Annotated in this window: 11 protein-coding genes and 10 pseudogenes; 9 read left to right on the top strand and 12 right to left on the bottom strand. The window is 58.4% G+C overall.

Translation table 11 applies throughout. The features are described 5' to 3' along the window. Positions 1 to 23 precede the first annotated feature (23 nt). A pseudogene (locus tag NKI10_RS28560) lies at positions 24 to 538 on the top strand (transposase); the annotation flags it as partial. A gap of 504 nt (positions 539 to 1,042) precedes the next feature. On the opposite strand, the pseudogene NKI10_RS28565 reads toward NKI10_RS28560, so the two are convergent. Continuing rightward, positions 1,043 to 1,373: pseudogene (locus NKI10_RS28565) on the bottom strand (helix-turn-helix domain-containing protein); the annotation flags it as partial. Between the two features lie 342 nt (positions 1,374 to 1,715). Between NKI10_RS28565 and NKI10_RS28570 the strand changes: the two are divergent. Together NKI10_RS28570 and NKI10_RS28575 are read left to right on the top strand one after the other, a co-directional pair. Beyond that, positions 1,716 to 2,963: an ATP-grasp domain-containing protein gene (locus tag NKI10_RS28570; RefSeq protein ID WP_352862447.1), complete on the top strand. Its 1,248-nt coding sequence runs from the start codon at positions 1,716 to 1,718 to the stop codon at positions 2,961 to 2,963. Between the two features lie 154 nt (positions 2,964 to 3,117). Next, positions 3,118 to 3,552: a M81 family metallopeptidase gene (locus NKI10_RS28575; protein WP_352862454.1), complete on the top strand. Its 435-nt coding sequence runs from the start codon at positions 3,118 to 3,120 to the stop codon at positions 3,550 to 3,552. On the opposite strand, the gene NKI10_RS30965 is transcribed toward NKI10_RS28575, so the two are convergent. From NKI10_RS30965 to NKI10_RS28585, 3 genes are all read right to left on the bottom strand, one after another. Further along, positions 3,506 to 4,183, bottom strand: a complete 678-nt coding sequence (locus tag NKI10_RS30965; protein ID WP_502897592.1) for a transposase — start codon at positions 4,181 to 4,183, stop codon at positions 3,506 to 3,508. The two genes, NKI10_RS28575 and NKI10_RS30965, sit on opposite strands and share 47 nt — an antisense overlap. Beyond that, complete coding sequence (locus tag NKI10_RS30970) at positions 4,084 to 4,485, bottom strand: hypothetical protein (protein ID WP_502897591.1); 402 nt, start codon at positions 4,483 to 4,485, stop codon at positions 4,084 to 4,086. Before NKI10_RS30970 ends, NKI10_RS30965 begins: the two co-directional genes overlap by 100 nt. Before the next feature lie 75 nt (positions 4,486 to 4,560). After that, positions 4,561 to 4,980: a hypothetical protein gene (locus NKI10_RS28585; protein WP_155924289.1), complete on the bottom strand. Its 420-nt coding sequence runs from the start codon at positions 4,978 to 4,980 to the stop codon at positions 4,561 to 4,563. Between NKI10_RS28585 and NKI10_RS28590 the strand changes: the two are divergent. Further along, positions 4,967 to 6,163 (top strand): annotated as a pseudogene (locus tag NKI10_RS28590) (IS256 family transposase). The gene NKI10_RS28585 and the pseudogene NKI10_RS28590 sit on opposite strands and share 14 nt — an antisense overlap. 399 nt (positions 6,164 to 6,562) lie before the next feature. Here the strand turns inward: NKI10_RS28590 and NKI10_RS28595 are convergent. From NKI10_RS28595 to NKI10_RS28620, 6 genes and pseudogenes are all read right to left on the bottom strand, one after another. Continuing rightward, positions 6,563 to 6,904, bottom strand: coding sequence for a carbon-nitrogen hydrolase family protein (locus tag NKI10_RS28595; protein ID WP_352862448.1), 342 nt, complete (start codon positions 6,902 to 6,904; stop codon positions 6,563 to 6,565). Further along, a pseudogene (locus NKI10_RS28600) lies at positions 6,861 to 7,082 on the bottom strand (nitrilase-related carbon-nitrogen hydrolase); the annotation flags it as partial. The gene NKI10_RS28595 and the pseudogene NKI10_RS28600, both read right to left, overlap by 44 nt. A 362-nt stretch (positions 7,083 to 7,444) precedes the next feature. Then, positions 7,445 to 7,678, bottom strand: a pseudogene (locus NKI10_RS28605) (ABC transporter permease); the annotation flags it as partial. Beyond that, positions 7,678 to 9,285 (bottom strand): ABC transporter substrate-binding protein, encoded by a 1,608-nt coding sequence (locus NKI10_RS28610; RefSeq protein WP_352862450.1) that lies wholly within the window; start codon positions 9,283 to 9,285, stop codon positions 7,678 to 7,680. The gene NKI10_RS28610 and the pseudogene NKI10_RS28605, both read right to left, overlap by 1 nt. Positions 9,286 to 9,360: 75 nt before the next feature. After that, positions 9,361 to 10,728 (bottom strand): amidohydrolase family protein, encoded by a 1,368-nt coding sequence (locus NKI10_RS28615; protein WP_352862451.1) that lies wholly within the window; start codon positions 10,726 to 10,728, stop codon positions 9,361 to 9,363. A gap of 129 nt (positions 10,729 to 10,857) precedes the next feature. After that, positions 10,858 to 11,856, bottom strand: a complete 999-nt coding sequence (locus NKI10_RS28620) for a phosphotriesterase family protein (protein ID WP_023820125.1) — start codon at positions 11,854 to 11,856, stop codon at positions 10,858 to 10,860. 377 nt (positions 11,857 to 12,233) lie between these two features. Here NKI10_RS28620 and NKI10_RS28625 point away from each other — a divergent pair. Both NKI10_RS28625 and NKI10_RS28630 read left to right on the top strand, forming a co-directional pair. Further along, positions 12,234 to 13,088: pseudogene (locus NKI10_RS28625) on the top strand (tyrosine-type recombinase/integrase). A gap of 7 nt (positions 13,089 to 13,095) precedes the next feature. Then, a pseudogene (locus NKI10_RS28630) lies at positions 13,096 to 14,290 on the top strand (IS91 family transposase). A 571-nt stretch (positions 14,291 to 14,861) separates the two neighbouring features. Here the strand turns inward: NKI10_RS28630 and NKI10_RS28635 are convergent. Then, positions 14,862 to 15,204: pseudogene (locus NKI10_RS28635) on the bottom strand (transposase); the annotation flags it as partial. Positions 15,205 to 15,842: 638 nt separating this feature from the next. On the opposite strand from NKI10_RS28635, the pseudogene NKI10_RS28640 reads away from it, so the two are divergent. After that, positions 15,843 to 16,046, top strand: a pseudogene (locus NKI10_RS28640) (CoA transferase); the annotation flags it as partial. Between the two features lie 67 nt (positions 16,047 to 16,113). Further along, positions 16,114 to 16,362, top strand: a pseudogene (locus tag NKI10_RS28645) (CoA transferase); the annotation flags it as partial. Positions 16,363 to 16,589: 227 nt separating this feature from the next. Here NKI10_RS28645 and NKI10_RS30975 read toward each other — a convergent pair. Continuing rightward, positions 16,590 to 16,808, bottom strand: a complete 219-nt coding sequence (locus NKI10_RS30975) for a hypothetical protein (protein WP_502897593.1) — start codon at positions 16,806 to 16,808, stop codon at positions 16,590 to 16,592. Positions 16,809 to 16,857: 49 nt separating this feature from the next. Here NKI10_RS30975 and NKI10_RS28650 point away from each other — a divergent pair, with 49 nt between their 5' ends. Next, positions 16,858 to 16,986, top strand: coding sequence for a zinc-binding dehydrogenase (locus NKI10_RS28650; RefSeq protein WP_352862452.1), 129 nt, complete (start codon positions 16,858 to 16,860; stop codon positions 16,984 to 16,986). Positions 16,987 to 17,207: the final 221 nt, after the last annotated feature.

Genomic DNA, 17,207 nt, shown 5'->3' on the forward strand with positions numbered 1-17,207 from the left:
AGTAAGCATGGACGCGGGATGAGTTGGTGAACGCGGTGGCGGAGTGCTCGTGCCGAAAGGCGCGCATTCTCGATGAATTCGTTGCGGTGAGCGGCTTTCATCGGAAGCACGCTATGCGGCTGCTGCGAAACCGGCCTCCGATGGTCCGTTCGGGACCGCGGCCTGAGCGCCGACTGTATGACGATGGCGTCCATCAAGCGTTGATCGCGCTCTGCGAGGCTTCGGACCGGATCTGCGGCAAACTTGATGCGATGGAGCGGCGCTGCCATCTCGAACTTGCTTCATCCGGAGATGTCTGCTTGCCATGAGTGCGGCGACGATCGACCGTGCCCTCCGCGACGTACGAGAGGCCGCAGGAAGAGGGAAACGACGCCGAAATGCCTCATCGACCGCGTTGAGACGGAGCATTCCGATCCCAACCTTCTCCGATTGGCAGGACCATCCACCCGGATTTGTCGAGCCCGACCTGGTCGCGCACAACGGGCCGGTCACGAGCGGCAGCTTCATTCAAACGCTTTGCATCACCGATATTGCAAGCGCCGTTTGCGGTGCGCGCGCTGCAAGGCAGCCCTGCCGGCCGAGGCCAGTGCGGGGCACACATGGCGGCACTACATGGGTCACGTCAACATCTACGCGACCTACTGGTACCTCGAGGCCACACCCGACCTGTTGCACAATGTCGCCACGGCCGGCGAAGCGTTTATGTCCGAAGGGAGGTCGCCTGGGCCGCTTTACGCAAGGAGATACGCTTTGAACGCGGCTACCTGTTAGCGACGGCATAATCGGGTCGGCTACGTATCATCGCGCACGTAGTCCAATGAGTTTTGCAGAAAGGATCGTGAAGATCGCCTGACAATTCACCGGCGTTTGGAAAGCCCGATCAAAAAAATGGCACTCGATGCGGTGCGTTTTATGAGGGGACCGGGGCGTGCGGATATCCATCTTGACCGCGGGCAAAAACCGCGAGACCGGATGCGTCTGAGCAGACCACTCAAGCCGACTTCAAAAACCCTCTTGCAGACGGGGCGGGCCATACATTTTTGAATGTCCAGCCATGCCGGCCAAGCCAGGCGCTTAGGCGCTGCGACTGATTCGAGCTGATCGCTCGACCGCCAGCCGTTCCACCATCTCGTTCAGCGTGATGTTCTTGCGGCCATCGATCAGCCCGATGATGAAGGCTTCATGCGAATCGAGGCTGGACGCGCGTCGTGCCTTGCCGCCTTGGCCCCAGTTCGCCGATCTTTGCCCGAGCGACCCAACGGATCGCGCTCGATATGCCGACCCCGAACCGCGCCGCAGCCTGCCGCGCCGATGCCGGCGTCCGAAGCCTTCAAGACCCGGGACCTAAGATCTTCGCTCAGTGCTCTTCCCATCATCCACCTCATGAAAGTGGATGTTGAACCACACTGCCAACGCCCTCGTCACATCACAATCGATTCATCGATTTAAAAACGTGCTCTAGCAACGAAGCTCAAAGATTATCTCAATCGAAACGAATAAGCGACGGCACCTGCAGCGGATCGCAAAAGCGAGACAAGGGTCGCCGACCAAACTGTTGCAACAAATCCTTGAAGTAAATTTACAGGATCTTTGCAGCTGAAAACTCGCTGACAATGGTACGATCACCACAGGGCCTGAGATCAGGCAAGGCTGAAAAGATTTTGCCCAATGTACGCTCGGACCGCCGCACTACGCAACGTCGGAGACAAGGGCCAATGGCAAGAAGAGCGCTCATCCTGCTTGAAGGTTCAAGATATAATGGTCCGCTATACGTCCAAGCAGCTATGCAACTTGGCCTTCATACAATTGTCCTGTCGGCTGATCCAGAACAGTACGACTATCTTGGGGTCGACGGAATTGAGACAATCCGTATCGATACAGCCGATCTCGATGCGCTGATCCGCGAATGCTCCCGGCTCCATGCAACCTATGACATTGCTGGCATTACGTCGGTCGGGGACTCGTTCTATGCGACAGTTGGCAAGCTCTGCCGCCACTTCGATCTACCGGGACCGAACCCTACATCCATCGAACAATGCTGCGACAAATTCAAGCAACGTCAGCTTCTCGAGGAAGACGGCGTTCCGATACCTGCCTATCGCTTGGCAGCGGATGCGACGGAGGTGGAAAGCGCTGCCGAGGAGATCGGCCTGCCGGTGATTATCAAGCCAGCCGTGGGCAGCGGCAGTAGGGGAGTCCGATTGTGCGGCAACGTCAACGAGTTGGCTGAACATACGACCTATCTGTTGGGCGGGAAGCACGTATGGCAATCTTCGCCGAGAATTCTGGTGGAAGAATTCGCACAGGGCCCCCTTTATTGGACCGACATAATGGGAGATCAGATCATTGGAATTGGCATCGGTGACTCCGGCCCCCTACCGCATTTCGTCGATCGGGAATGGACCGTTCCGGCCCCGATGACCGATGACGAGCATCAGCGTATCGCCGATGTTTCGCTGAGCTGTTTGCGCGCTCTCGGCCTTGACTGGGGGCCAACGGGCATCGAATTCCGGTGGACGAAGCGTGGCCCAGTCGTCATTGAAGTCAATCCGCGGCTTCATGGCGCGCCCACTTCCCAACTGGTTCATCTGGCTTACGGTGTTGATCTGGTCACTGAGCACATCAAGCTTGCCATCGGCGAGGAATGGAATTTGCGCAGAAGGCATTCGCACACAGCGGCCGCGCGATTCCTGGTTGCTGATCGCGATGGCACGCTCGATTGGATCGGTGGCAACAGTCGGGCGGCTGCTGTCCCCGGTGTAGCCGAGGTCAAATTGTATGTTGAACCCAAGACACTGATCGTCAGAAAAGGCGATCGCCGAGACATGATCGGATATGTCATCGCTGCTTCACCCGCCCATGACCGGACTGAGGCGATACTTCAGCGTGCCGTCGACTTAATCGATTGGTCGATTACACCATTTTCGACCCCTGGCGATCAGGAGCGGCCTGCGGCCCCTTAAGACTTCAGCGCTTGTCCCCGGTGCAGCCTCTTGCGGGTCAACACCCGCCAGCCGATCAAATCGCAAACTTGAAACCGCTGCATAAAACGTCGTCGCACGCTGCCCAGCAAGGTAGCCGCGATGCAGTCGGACGCCTGTTTCATGAATTGCATGGATATGCGCATGCGACAGCGGCGGCAGATCTCACGGTCGTTCGCGCCGAGGCTATGATCGAAGGGCCAAGGGAAATGGCACGACGCTCGGCGGGATTGTCGACACCTTGATTGAACGCGCTGATATTGAAATCCTTCCCGTTTCAGATTCGATGGTCGCCCCGAGCGGCGCCATCGATCATGGTTTCTACATTGAGCAACGCCAGTTCTGGGGCGAGGAACTGAAGAAGCTCGCGCCCGATGCGATTGTCCTGGACCTGCATGGGTCGATGTCCACGACTGAGTTCGAAGATGCGGAAGGTGATTTCCTCTCCTACATTCGCAGCGCCATCGGCGGAAATCCAGTTATCGGAGTAGGTCTCGACCTTCATGCCAATATCACGCCGCAGTTTAAAGGCAGCCGACATCTGCATTGCTTGCAAGAACAATCCCCATGACGATTACTACGACAATGGCAAGAAGGTCGTCAGATTGTTTTTCGATGTCCTCGGCGCGCCATAAATCTCGCGCAAATCCGTCTTCATGTTGGCCTGCACCGAGAGCGGCACCTTGTTCAGGACGTTGGCTGTCTTGTGGCACCCAGCAGCGTTGGTGCCTGCTGCCGGGAAAGACCTCGTCGAGCGCCTTCCAGAAGCCGAGCGCGCCATCGCCCACGGCAATATTGGGCGCGATCTTCAGGCCACGCCGCTTCACCTCGACCAGCAACTCGCGCCAGCTCTGCGCGCTCGCGAACGCCGGTCTGGAAACCGACGAGTTCTTCCTGCCCTCGGGCGTGGCGCCGATCAGGACCAGCATGCATTCGGCTTGGTCTTCCACCCGCGCCTGCAGGTAGACCCCGTCCGCCCACACATAGACATAGCGGCGCGCCGAAAGATCGCGCTTTTGCCAACGCTCGTAATCGGCGTTCCACGTCAGCCGCGTGATCACCGAGGGTGAAAGGTTCGGCGCGTCCTTGCCCACAAGCGCGCTTAGCGCTTCCTGAAAATCGCCCGTCGAAACACCGCGCAGGTAGCGAACGGGAAGCAGCGCATCCAGGCTTCGCGTCCGACGCGCCCATTTCGGCAGGATCGATGAGGCGAACCGGACCCGATCAACCTCGCCATTCGCGCCGCGATCCGGATCTGCACCCGGCTGACTGGCACCGGACCGATGCCCGTCTGGATGCTCCGCTCCGGGCCGTGACCGTGCCGGACAATCCGGTCACGGCCATCGGCAAGCTTGAGATCCCGCATCTCGGCAAGAAACGTCTCGGCCTCGATCTCGATCGCCTGCACCAGCAATTTGCGCGCCCCGGTGCGAAGCACATCCATCAGTGGATCATCAAACTCGTCGGGCTGACGAAGACGCAAAACATTGGTGGTCTCATTCATGGCGTATCGCTCTCCTTGAGAGGTTCTGGCAGGCTTCATCACCCGCCTCGATACGCCGCTCTCCTCAAACCGTCATCACCCCAGTTTCCGCCATAGCTCACAACCCCAAGAAGGTGCGTCGGAGATGTAGGAAAGGCGTATGGGCAAATGTTCGATCAAACCGGCTGAGGGAAACCAGCGTGTCGCGCTGTACCAGCGTTTGAACGGAAGTCTCATGATATCGTCAAGCAGATTTGGACCTGATCCGCGCATCACGAAACCGGCCCGCGGCGCGTGGACCGCCGCACGTAAAAAGGCCTGACAGAAGTCCGCACTTGATACAGGGTCGCGTTCCCACAGGTGGTGTAGTTCGGCGGTAGCGAAGCCGCTCGCGAGCGCGCCCTCAATAGCGCCGTAGCGAGCGAGCGGCTTTGCGGTGGTCATCGACAGTTCGCCGGTAAGGTCGGGTTGCTGACACCAACCTGATTCGAAGGAGCCATCGATGACCGACGACATGATGAACCTGCGCGCGCTCGTGGAGAAGACTCCGGATTCCGATCTCTTGCGCGAGATGATCGGCTTTGCCGCCGAGCGGCTGATGGAGTTGGAGGTTGGGGCCGCCACCGGCGCTGCCTATGGCGAGAAGAACCTTCTGCGCCTCGCCCATCGCAACGGCTACCGCGAGCGCGACTGGGAGACGCGGGCCGGCACCGTCGAGCTGCGCATCCCGAAGCTCAGGAAAGGGGGCTACTTCCCTGGCTTCCTGGAGCCGCGGCGTATGGGATAAGGCTCTCACCGCCGTCATCCGGGAGGCCTACGTCCAGGGCATCTCGACCCGCTCGGTCGACGACCTGGTCAAGGCCATGGGTATGAGCGGCATTTCGAAGAGCCAGGTCAGCCGGCTGTGCGAAGAGATCGACGGCAAGGTCAAGGCCTTCCTCGAAGACCCATCGAGGGCGATTGGCCATACCTGTGGATCGACGCCACTTACCTGAAGGTCCGCCGCGGCGGGCGGATCGTCTCGGTCGCCGTCATCATCGCTGTCGGCGTCAACGCGGACGGACGGCGCGAGGTACTGGGCATGGAGATCGGCACCTCGGAGGCCGAGCCGATCTGGACGGAGTTCTTGCGCAAGCTGACCCGCCGCGGCCTGCGCGGCGTCAAGCTCGTCGTCTCCGATGCCCATGAAGGCATCAAGGCGGCCGTCACCAAGGTGCTGTGCGCGACATGGCAGAGGTGCCGCGTCCACTTCATGAGGAACGTACTGGCCCATGCCAGCAAGAGCGGGCGCCGTGTCGTCTCCGCCTTCATCGCCACCGCCTTCGCCCAGGAAACGCCCGAGGCCGCGCCCGTACAATGGCGCGCCGTCGCCGACCAGATCCGGCCGAAGGTGCCGAAGCTGGCGACAATCATGGACGACGCAGAGCCCGACGTGCTGGCCTACATGACTTTCCCCAAGGAGCACCGCGCCAAGCTGCACTCGACCAACCCGATCGAGCGCCTCAACGGCGAGATCAAGCAGCGCACCGAGGTCGTCGGCATCTTCCCCAACAACGACGCCATCATTCGCCTCGTCGACGCGATCCTGCTCGAGCAGAACGATGAATGGGCCGTGCAGCGGGCGAGATACATGACGCTGGAAACCATCAGCCAAATGAGCGATGATCCGCTCATCAGCCTGCCAGCTGTGGCGCGCTGATCATCCCGGCCCATGCCGGAACTGCGGCGACCAAGCCGTCAACTACACGATCTCATACATGCTCAAGCGGTCGCCACGGCGACCGAAACAAGCCGTGCTTTCCGCCCATCGGCCACACTCTCCGCGCCCTGCTCGCATGGCTCAGGCGTCTCTTGCGGCTCATGGTGGCTGCGATGTGTGAAGCGTGCGACAACCGCACAGCGCTCAAACAGGGCGTCTAACGCTAAACCATCTGTCAGCCGTCCACTACTACTGGCAAGGACCCATTGGGCACCTTGTAGGTATCGGCGCGACGGTCCCTAATGAGGCGCGGCCCCATATAAGCCGCAGAAGCATCGGCAAGTCCGGCACTGATATCTATCTCCGCGGTGACCAGTCCAACGTGGTCAAGTCCACTGCTTACAGCGATGCCGCCGAGCGGATCGACAATCTGGCTGAACCCAATAAGTTCGATCCACCATGTTCACCAACGAAATTTGAGGAGATGAGCCAGCGGCTGTTTTCCAACGCCCGCACACGGTCATATAGGTTGTACCTGCTCACAGCCGAGTTGTTTTCGCGCTCGCCCTGGCCAGCATTTGCGGCCCACGCGGAACCTATAACCAGCAGTTCGGCCCCCGAAAGGGTGAGTTCTCGGCATCCCTCCGGCCACGATTTGTCGTAGCAGATCAGCAGGCCGATTTTGCCAAGGGCGGTGTTAAAACTGGCCAATGGTCGCGCGGCCGCCAGATAAATTCTCATCGAGGGTGAGGTGGACCTTGCGAAATGCCCCGATGTATCCCTGCGGCCCCGCAAGCACTAGGGTATTGTAGAGAATACCTGGCTGCTTGCCAGCCTCAGTGAGGCCAAAGACAACATGGATGTTGTGCTTCATGGCAGCCGTTATTAGGCGTTCCACCGAGGGGCATCGGGGACTGACTCGGCCGTGCGCTGAGCTTTCGTGATAGCGTTCTCAATCTTTCCTAAGTCCAGGACCGGAAAACCCTGCAAGCTCGTCTCAGGAAAGACGACAAGGGAAGCACCGGCTCTAGCAGCCCTTGATATAGGACAGGTGTAGATCGAGGTTTTTGGCCACGTCGTCTGTGCCCGGAAACGCACAGGTGGCTATTATGGTTTGGGGTATGTAGATTTCCTTGATGAGGGCAGGCTAACTGGACCGCTACCAGGCTGTGTATCTCTCGCTTCGTTATACCCCTTCGGGCGCCGCCCGCTAGCGGCCAAATCGGCCTTCGGACATGTTTATAGGGGTGGCAGCATAGTTTGCGATGCAGCTTTGGCCACTGTCGACGAATTGCCCAGCATGTCGCGCACCCAATGGATGAACTGAACCGGCATAGGATCGTTCAGGCCCAGCTGCTCACGAATGCCGGCAATTACTTCAGCCGTGGCCGACCGGCCGGCGATCATGGCAGCCGGGTCGCCCGGCGCCAGCCTGAGAAGCAGGAAGACAAAAATCCCGACCATCGCCATGACGGCGATGGCCGAAACAACTCTGCGGAAGATGTAAACTGTCATCAGGCCGAGACTTTCTCCATGTTCCACATCGGGTAATAAACCGACGGAACCTGAACTAGGCCGATCAGAGATTTTCGGCGAGCAATTGGGTCGACATAATTTCCCAACATGACAGTGCCAACGAAGTCCCATGCGAGGCGTTGCATTTCACGGGCCAGTGCCAGGCGTTCATCGAGTGTTTCGACCTCTGCCCATTTGGCCCGGAGAGCCTCGTATTCATCGTTCTTCGGCCAGCCATAATAGTCTACGCCATTTGCGGCGAGCAAAGGCAAACCGATCGGATTATTAAATTTGGAATCGGCGAAGTCGCTAATAAATACGCTCCAGCCGCCGTCCACAATCGGTCCCTTGTTTACTCGGCGTTTCTCCATCCCAGCCCAGTCGCTAGCCGCGAGCTCAGCATTGACTCCAATATTTCGCAGGGTGTTCGCCAGATATTGCGCGGCATTGCTACCTTGCGGCCAGTCAGTGGTCTGCAAAATGAGAACCGTTTCGCCGGCATACCCAGCCTCCTGCAAAAGAAGCTTCGCTCTTTCCGGGTCGCCCCCCTTTTTGTACCATGCCGTATTCTCGTCATTGGAGTACGGGGTACTATATCCAAATATTGATGTGACAGGGCGTATATTTTTTGGCTCAAATCCGGCGGCCAGCATGATTGCCTCCTGATCGATCAGGTGAAGCATCGCTTGCCGGGCTTTCACGTTGTTGAACGGCTTCTGCAGGCAGTTCAAGCGTATGAACATGTCTGAGCCCGCAGTGTTTAAGAGTTCCAATTCAAGGTTGGGATCGCTCTCGATCGCAGGGTAGAGTACTTGTGCGGGGTATTGAACAAAATCGACCTCTCCCGCTTGGAGAGCCGCGAAGGCGGTCTGTTCATCGGTAATAAATTCCATGACCACTCTATCAACCTTGACGACCTTTCCACCGGCGAACCCGTCCGCTGGTTCCTGGCGCGGTATATATTGTTCATTTCGGTCGTAGGTGAAGCTTGCGCCAGGCTTGGCGAGAGCCTGATTGAACTTGAATGGCCCGGATCCAATATTCGCTGTCACCTGCTCCGTTGGGGGAAGCTTCGCGTCCTTCTCGCGCATGATCGCTAGATAATACCCAGCGTAGGACGATGCGAGCAAAGGTATGAGAAGCGGCAACGGTTCGTTGAGCGTGATCGTGAAGGTCTTCTCGTCTTGTTTCGAGATATCCTTGGCCTTGGCCATGATCAGTTTTCCACTTGTATCCACTTGGGCCCAACGTCGTATCGAGGCCACACAGTCCGCCGCAGTGACTGGGCTGCCGTCGTGGAAGATCAGGCCCTCACGGAGTTGGAATGTGTAGGTCTTCTTGTCCTCGGAGACGCCCCACTTTCCTACCATTTGTGGTTGCGGCATGCCCTTGGAGTCGACATCAAACAGCATGTCGTAAATAGCTAAAGCATGCTGCGATGCATTTAACGAGAAGATCGGATCGAACGCTACGGTATTCCCGCCCGGTATCCAGCGAACTGTCCGAGCGTCATCTGGTGATGTCTGTGCCCTAAGGATTGTTGGCATAGATAATGCTGTTCCGGCGGCCAGCCCTGTCTTGACAATTTCGCGTCTAGTGATTTTCATATTCTGTTCCTCCTCTTTTTTGATTTCTGTTAGTCGTCTCAAGCAGTTGCTACATTTTTCGGAAGTGTCGCATACTTAGGCGGAGAGCCTGTGGGCCAACAGATCGCGCTGTCGCACGGCTTCGGCAAGGATTTCATCCTGATCCATTGTCGTGAGGCGACCCTTTTCCATGATGACCTTGCCATCGATGAGAACTGTGTCGACCGGGATCATCGACGAGGACAGCGACAACAGGATGCCCGTGTCGTCGCGCCAGGAGTAATGGGTGATGTCGCGAGCTTCCCGGATTACCACATCGGCGCGCTTGCCCACGGCCAGGCTGCCCAGCCTGTCACCGAGGCCTACGTTTCTTGCAGCATCGATCGTCTGCATGTAAAAAGGATCGGAGGGATTCAGCGCGTCCCCAACCATTCTCGACAGATAGAGGCTCATGAGGCCGGCGATCCCCATCGGATGGACGATGATAGTGTCAACACCGAGCGAAACACTTGCCCCATTTCGGTAGAGATGCGGAAACCAGCATTTATGCGGTGGCGTAATCTGATAGCCCATCGCATTGTTGGGACACCAGGAAAGGCCCGGCTTCATCGCCAGGATGAGTTCGACGTCCTGTTCGTCAAGCATGTTCATATGCGCGAGCGTCGTGTTGGGCCCAAGGGCTCCGAGCCGGTGCATACGGACCGTGCCGGCGTCACCAAACTTCCTTCGCTCTAGTGCGTCCCATTCGGGCTCGAAGGCTTGGTGCTGCCAGAAGATCGCGTTCGAATCGGTGGCCAGTCTTACCGCTTCCCGGACAAGCTCGTCTGTGCCGCCAGCACTTCCTTGCAGACCGACATAGCCTCGTACCAACGCATTGTCGTCCTTGTTGCGCGCAAGTTCGTACTTGCACTGATCGATAACCCGCCTCGCGTCCGCCGGTGCACGTCGCATCAAGGTCTCGTTCAGTCCATCGAGCGTGTCGAACGACATATCGTCCCATGCCCATGGTGCGGTCACCATTCCCCGCACACCGCACTTGGTCAACGTTTCGGCAAACGCATCGGTTTCGAAGACGGTGCCTGCCTCGAAGTACAGGGTGAAGCCGCGTTGCAGCATCGTGCAGGCGGCCGCGGCCGCATAGGCAGCGGTTATCTCGGGGTCAGTCGCTGCCTTCATGCTCTGGTAGTTCACCTTGCTGGCAGTGGCCGACTGCGGGCTGAAAGGCGCTCCGTGATAAGCCATTCCAGTCGAATGGATATGGGTTTCAATGAAGCCCGGGTGGACCAGACCGCCATGGGCGTCGATCTTGCGCGTCGCATCATACGCCGACAAAATCTCTTGCTCGCGACCTATCGCGAGCACTACGCCATCGGAAATCGCTACGGCCCCCGGCCGATAGTGCGGCTGACTTTTGTCGCCGGTGAAAATATCCCCGTTGATGATGAGAGTATCGACGGTCTTCATGTGCATTGCTTATCCCTCTTGTGCGTGTTCAGCCTTTGGCGAAGCTATCCCACTTCGTGCGGCGGGACCCTGACTTAGTAGCTCTAGCAGGCGGATCATTCGGTTGACCGCGAGTGGTGCGTCGGCTCGTTAGTTTGTCGCCCTTTTAGGCGGAATCTCACCGGCAAAGAACCGTCGCGGGTTGTCCTCCAGGATTGAGTTGATGTCCGCCTGACTGACCCCGCGTGCGTGCAACATCGGGATGAAGTCGGTGAATATGAAAGTGTAGGCTTGGTGGAGTCCCTGCGACTTTTCGTGTTCGATCTTAGCAATCTCATCGGCAGTGAGCTGGTACCTCAATTTGCCTAAGTAGCCGCAGATGCGGTCCATGCTCATGATAACCTGCGAACGAAAGCCGGCGTGCACGAGCTCCGCCAGATTATCCGCGCGAACTTCGTCCGACGTACCGAGCATCCCTATCATATCGAATCCGATGTAAGAGCCCACATCTACGATGCGGCGATGATACGCGGGATCTGGGTTGTAGCAGCTATGGCCGATCAGGCAGCGATGGGGGGCAACGCCGCCGGCCGCGAACAGCTCCTGCTGATCTGGCCCTGCGCAGCCCTCCTCGGTGTGGGTGATGATCGGAACCCCGGTCTCCTTCTGCGCGATGCAGGCGGCGGCAAGGAACTTTTTCTCCTGCTCGGTGACAAAGGGCGCTCCCGTTGCGACCTTCAGGGCGCCAGCCTTCACACCTGTGTCGCCGATGCCGTAGGTGATCTCGCGGACGTAAAACTCGGCGACCTCATCGACGCTGCGGGCGCGCCAGTAGATCGGTAGCCCCCTCTCCTCTACATAAAACCCAGTGGTGCAGACGATGTGCACGCCGGATTTTTCGGAAACCTCTTTCATCAGCGAAACGTCGCGTCCAAGTTCGATTGGACACGGGTCGACGAAGGTGCGCACGTCATGCTCAGTGCGCAGTTGAACCAACCGCCGGACTGCTTCCTTGATGAGTTCCGCACGGTCGAATTTCGCGAGCGGATCGAACCAAGCGCCGGGAAGAGCGATGAACAGATGCTCGTGCATTAGTGTGCGGCCCAGTTGCTCAACCGCGATCGGGCCAGTCACCGTTTGGACCATCATGCGTTGAAATTCCCCCTATTGGATGCGCTGCCCCGGAGAGAGCCATGTGTTCGATAGATCGTTAACCGGCATTTGATCAAAGATCAATAGAGATTTCCATGGCTGCCAGCGATATTTTCTACACAGTTCAAGTCCCCGTTAGGTGGCCCAGGGTGCTGTTACATAGAAATGGTCAAGCTTCGCCATGAGGTGCAGCTGATCGCGCCGCAATACGTGCGGCCTTTTGTGAAGTAATGGAGAGGTGAGCATTACTTCACTTGGACTAACCCGCTCCGCTACGCCGGAGCGGCAAGGAGGTCACGTATTCAGTAGGAGCCCAACTGCGCGAGGATGGGACGGCTATTTTCAGCCCATTCCATCGGACAGAGGAGCTCGTCATGACCCCACTTCGCCAGCGCATGAGCGATGACATGCAGGTGCGCAATTTCTCGCTCAATACCAACTCTGGTATCTGCAACAGGTGTCGCTGTTCGCACGACACTTCGGCAAGGCGCCGGACTTGCTCGGACGAGAGGACGTCCGGATCTACCAGGTCTATCTGGCCAACGAGAAGCAACTGGCGCCGGGCTCGATCACACGGCCATTCTACAAGGTGACGCTTGAAAGAGACTGGGTGCCTGAAGAGGTCCTCCCGCTTCCCAAGAAGCCACAGAAGCTGCCGATCATCCTCAGTCCGGATGAAGTGCAGCGGTTTCTCGGCTGCCTGCTCGATCTCAAACATTACGCGATCCTGACCACCTGTTATGCCGCCGGTCTACGCATTTCGGAAGCAGTGCATCTGAAGACGACTGACATCGACAGCGAGAGAATGGTCGTCCGTGTCGAGCAGGGCGCCAGAAGGACCGCTATGTGATGCTGTCGCCCAAGCTCCTGGAGATCCTGCGCGATTATTGGAGGATGCGGCGTCCAAAGGAGTGGCTCCCCGGAGATCGCACCGGCCACCCGATCACCCGGGATGCAGCGGGGCAAGCTTGTGCGAAAGCGCACGATCTCTCCCACTTGTCCAAACCGGTGACGCCGCACAGTTTGAGGCACGCCTTCGCCGTTCATCTCCTGGAGGCAGGCGCCGACGTGCGCACCATTCAATTGCTGCTCGGTTACCGCAGCCTCGCGACCACCGCCCATTATCTGCGCATCGCCACCAACAAGGTCTGCGCTACCGCGAGCCCTTCGAGCTTTTGCCACGCCCAGCGCCCTCCCTGCCGCCACCCGCCAAACCTGAGTATTTCTGAGCTCCCGATGGTCCGTTCGAGGCCGGAAGTGGCGGACATATTCCGTCGCTACGGCGAGGCCTATCGTGCCCAGCACACATCGCTGTCGACCGCTCAGCGCCGCGTCATGACGGCGATCGAGTTGTGCCGGACCGCCGCGCTCGGTGGCACGTCGAAGCGTGCGATCAATGCGGACACAGGCGCATCGCCTTCAACAGCTGCCGCGACAGGCATTGTCCTCGCTGCCAATCGCTGGCCCGTGCGCAGTGGCTGGAGGATCGACGCGCCGAACTGCTCGATACACAGTACTTTCATATCGTCTTCACGCTGCCGGCGCCCATTGCCGCCATCGCCCATCAGAACAATGCGCTCGTCTACGGCCTGCTCTTCCGCGCCACCGCCGAGACGCTACGCACGATCGCTGCCGACCCCAAGCATCTCGGCGCCGAGATCGGTTTCTTCGCCGTGCTGCACACCTGGGGGCAAAATTTGTTGCACCACCCCCATCTGCACTGCGTCGTCCCGGGTGGTGGGTTTTCGCCGGACGGCACGCGCTGGATCGCCTGCAAGCCGGGCTTCTTCCTGCCGGTCCGCGTTCTCTCACACCTGTTCCGACGATTGTTCCTGGAGTACCTGGGGAAAGCCTTCGACGCCGGCAAGCTGCGGTTCTTCTCCGACTTGCGAGCCTTGAGCGAACGCAACGCCTTCCGGCACTATTTGGTGCCGCTGCGAAGGGCCGAGTGGGTCGTCTTTGCCAAGCCGCCCTTCGCCGGACCCGAACAGGTGCTCGATTACGTCGGCCGCTACACGCACCGCGTCGCCATCTCCAACAATCGCCTCGTCGATATCGAGGATGGCGCGGCGCGCTTCCGCTGTAGGATTATCGGCACCGTGATCGGCAAAAGGTCATGACCGTATCGGCCGATGAGTTCATCCGCCGCTTTCTGTTACACGTCCTGCCCGAGGGCTTCCATCGGATCCGCTGCTATGGCTTCCTCGGCAATCGCTATCGCGCGCAAAGCTCGCTTGCTGTCGTGAGCTGCTCGGCCATGCCGATTTCCGCGCCGTCGGACAGCCGATCCGCAAAGGACTATCGCGACCGCTACGAGAAGCTCACCGGGCGTTCCCTCAGGAAATGCCCGGCCTGTCATCAAGGGCAGATGATCATCATCGAAATCTTCGACGGCGTCAGCGGACCCTTGTGGTACTGGGATACGTCATGAAAGAACCACACTGCTTTCATCGTCGCCGCATCGCCCCGTTCGGCCGGCAAACCGGGCCGATCCCGCGAAAGCGCGCGCCATCGCGCCCACCGGCACTTCCCGATAGGATGCCGCGTCAATCGTCACGTTTATCGACACCGGAAACCGTGCTGCTTTCGTCTCCCGCGCTCCCGCCACCCCCTGCATCCACACCACTGTGCGATGCCCTTTCCTTGGATCGGCACCATTCAATACCCATAGAACCCCAGTCGCGCCCGCGGCTTAGCCCAACACGTTTTTAGCGAACCGTCGCCATCGGCCTCGGCGCGCTCGTCAACGTCGATACCAGCGACCCCACGCTAAAAACGCTCTGCATAATGGAGAGGTGGCATATGCGAAGGAACGTGCGCAGACCGGCTGATTGTCGGCGGTTCCGCCCAAGATTCCTTCGCATCACTTGAGTTGAGGCGGCCAGGTCGCTAGGTGCTGAGCTCGCCGCCGTTGATGTCGAGCGTGGCTCCAATGGCGGAGCCAGGCTCGGTTGAGAGGGGGGCAACGGCCGCTGCTACATCCTGCCGTAACGAGGTGCTTTGACCGCGTGCGTTGTTTTCGGTCGCGGCACTGACCGGCGGGCCCGCCACCGAAGAGCAGGTACCTTTACGCCTCTGCGCGCCTGCTTCAGGATAGACGTCGCACCGACAATCAGCAGAGTTCGCAACTGCTTATTGCCGCGCTTCGTTATCTTGCCGAACGGTCCTTGCCGCCACTCGAGTTCGCTCGCCGCGTGATCCCTATCCAGGCGGCCAGATCCCGCCCGGTTCGGAACGCTTCGGGATCTTGGACGGTGGCGCGGACGGTCGCAGCGCCGCGACAATCCTGGTGTCGAGCGTCTCGATCTTTTCTGTAAGCACACCAATTTGCTCGGCCATCTCCAGGCGCATGAGAACCTTGCCATCCAACGTGGGACTCTGCACAAAAAACATAGCTGGCAGCCACGGAATTTCAGGATCGCAGTTGATCTTTGATCAAACATAAGTTAGCCTGCTCCGACTTTACAAAGAAAGGATTGAACGAGTGCCAAAAAATCTCAAAGGCTCATCGCATTCTCGTTGCCCAGTTCAGCCAGGAACCGAACAGACTGAATCCGAGGCCCGCCGACGAGGAGCTCTTCGTGGTGGAACGTGGTCAGGACACCCTAAGATCGCCAGCTGGCGTGCTGAAGGGGTTGACTGAAACGCTTGTCAAGGCGGGCGTGACAATTGAACCACAAGGCACGCGAATATGCGGCTTTGCGTCCATCGATCAAGGATATCTAGATCTACAACGTGTTCCGCTTTACCGATGATGATGCAATAGGCCAGGTTGTCACCATCTTGAGCAATGGTCCATTGTACGCATGATTAATGGATTTATTTACAGAGCGATGGCCAGTCAGGGGGCTAGTAACTCTTCGAGTACAATCCACAGATTCCGCTCATTCGGGGAATAGCGCTCCCAATAGAAACGAGAGGCTAATTAAAGTGCGCCAAAGTATGATTTTCGAGGGGTTGAAAATACTGGATTTGCAAATAACGTAGCTGGCCCGTGGCAAGCGCTATGCTCGCTGACTACGGCCAAGGTAATTACAATTGAGAGACCTGTATCCGGTGACGACACAGGAGGGTGGGGCTCCGGTGAGATTGACGGCTACTCATGGTACCTTTGGCTTAATCGCGGGAAAAAGCCCGTAACGATTTCGCTGACCGATCCGACGGGGCTAAATATAATTAAAAGATGATTGCTGACGCTGATGTTATTCTCGAGGCATTCAGAATTAAGCGACTTGGACTGGACTACGATCAGTAGCGGACATCAATCCCAGCGTTGTTTATTGCTCCATTTCTGCATACGGGCAGACAGGTCCAAATGCCACCAAGCCTAGCTGTGATCAGATTGCGAGAGCATACACCGGTCTGATGGATATGACCGGTGAGCCTGATGGACCTCCTGCCAGGGGTAGCACTTCGATTATCGACCACTCCACTGGCTTTAACGCGTTTGGATCTATTTGCGCCGCACTGTACCGCCGTGAAAAGAGCCGGCAAGTATTATGAAGGCGTTATTAAGAAAGGCAATCGGCGGGCCACAGACGCTCGTATTGGAAGACGTGACCGCGTGGATAGACAACGCCGGACTTCGCGCCCCGAGCCACAGCCAGGTCCAGTTTCTCCTGCGATGACGCTGCCGCAATTACGCGCGCGCCCATGGCGCGACCGAGCTCCACTGCCGCCAGGCCGATGCCGCCAGCCGCGCCGAGCACGAGCAGTCTTTCGCCGGGGCTCTATCGACCGCGGTGCTTGAGGGCGTAGTACGCGACACCGTAAGTGCAGATAAACGCCGCTGCCTCGTCGAAAGGCATGGCGGCTGGAATAGGGATCAAGTTTGTCGCCTCTATAGCCATTTCTTCAGCCATGCCGCCGAAGTTGGACGTGCCCAGTACCCGGTCACCCGGCCTAACATTGGTAATACCCTCGCCAACTTCCTTGACGACGCTCGAGATCTCTACGCCCGTGTGATCCCGCGGCGTACCAGCAGGAGGTCAAGGAGCTTTGGGCTTATATGCTGCCGGTAAGATCAAGCCGCACATCTCCGAGCGCTTTTCCCTTGCCCGAGGTGCCGATGCGATTGGCCGTCTCGCTGCCCGCAAGGCCATAGGCAAAGTCGTCGTGGCGATTTAGCGACGCGAGTCAGCGGTTTGAGCTCGCCTCGTCACCAATGGGGCGTCCCGCATAGAAACCTGTAATTTACTACCGACGCCGGCGTCGTCGCGGCGGTAGTGTGCTGAGAGTTCTGCAAATTCGCTGAGAGGGGGCAGTCATGGCAGGCTGGTGATTGTTCACGTCACCTGATTCCCGCGAAGGAACGCCACCATGACCAAGACTGAAGTTAAGACCGCCAG

The sequence above is a fragment of the Mesorhizobium sp. M0802 genome, assembly GCF_040320115.1.
In the GTDB taxonomy this organism is placed as follows: Bacteria; Pseudomonadota; Alphaproteobacteria; order Rhizobiales; family Rhizobiaceae; genus Mesorhizobium.